This window comes from uncultured Aurantimicrobium sp. (assembly GCF_936931525.1).
In the GTDB taxonomy this organism is placed as follows: domain Bacteria; phylum Actinomycetota; class Actinomycetes; order Actinomycetales; family Microbacteriaceae; genus Aurantimicrobium.
On record NZ_CAKZII010000113.1, the window covers coordinates 1 to 1,102 of the forward strand.

Annotated in this window: 2 protein-coding genes; both read left to right on the forward strand. The window is 57.0% G+C overall.

What is annotated here, in order from left to right; all coding sequences use genetic code 11:
• On the forward strand, positions 1 to 499 hold a 499-nt coding region (locus tag Q0362_RS05220; RefSeq protein ID WP_298120764.1), incomplete at its 5' end, for an FHA domain-containing protein.
• Positions 492 to 1,013 carry an FHA domain-containing protein gene (locus tag Q0362_RS05225; protein ID WP_298120767.1) on the forward strand — a complete coding sequence of 174 codons (522 nt, stop codon included), beginning with the start codon at positions 492 to 494 and terminating at the stop codon, positions 1,011 to 1,013. The genes Q0362_RS05220 and Q0362_RS05225, both read left to right, overlap by 8 nt.
• Positions 1,014 to 1,102 lie beyond the last annotated feature (89 nt).

Consider the following 1,102-nt stretch of genomic DNA (forward strand, 5'->3'; position numbering starts at 1 on the left):
AACTAAGCACGCTGCCACCCAGCTCTACCAGTTCGCTGGCGGCATCAAGATTTCCCTGCGCTCGGACCCCACGCTTGCCATGGGTGTTGTTCAAGTTGACTCAGAAAATGTCAGCGGCTCGGTCACCTGGGTTGCCGTTCTCGAAATTGCTGGGCAGCGCTACCCCATCGGAAAGTCTCGCTCCGTCATTGGTCGTGGCACCGAAGCAGATATCACGGTCGATGACTCAGGAATTTCTCGCAAGCATGTTGAAGTGCTCTGGGATGGCACCCGTGCTCAAGCAAATGACCTTGGCTCAACTAACGGTTCCAAGCTCAACGGACAACGCCTCGTGTCAGCAGCTTTAGAAGCTGACTCCGTCATCACCATTGGTCAAACCTCCATCGTTCTTCGCCTTCTCCCCCAAGCGTCAGCTTCTCCCTCAGCACCCGCTTCTGCAGAGACAGTGCAGACCCCCCGTGCTGCCGAGCCCGGCGGATTCTGGGGTCCCCGTGAGTGAGCTCACTCTTCTGATCCTGCGCATTGGTTTCTTGATTGCGCTGTGGGTCTTCGTCTTCTTCGTGGTTTATGCCGTGCGCAGTGATCTCTTTGGTCAGAGAGTGCGAAAGATGCCTGCATCTGCTCAGCCTGCGGTCGCATCAGATGCCAGTGCATTTCTCACCTCGGCCCAGCCTCGTGTTTCTGCACCTCAGTCTTCTTCGGAACTCGCACCCGCAGATGGAACACCCCTCAAGCTCGTCATCACCTCAGGTGCTCTGCAAGGCCAGGAGTTACCTCTGCAAGGCGACGTCATCACTATTGGGCGCTCACCAGATTCAAGTGTGGTCATTCAAGACGACTACACCTCTACACATCACGCACGTCTCGAGACACGTGGCGGAAACTGGCTGCTGCGTGACCTGGATTCCACCAACGGAACAACGCTTGCCGGTGCTCGCGTAACGAGTCCCACTCCCATTCCGTTGAATACTCCTATCGTCGTGGGCTCCATGACCTTTGAGGTTCGCCGCTAGGCGCACGTTATGTCCAAGCACAGCGCAGCCGCCTCGAACGTGGGCAAGGTTCGAGCATCTAACCAAGATGCCGGCTACGCAGGCACCTA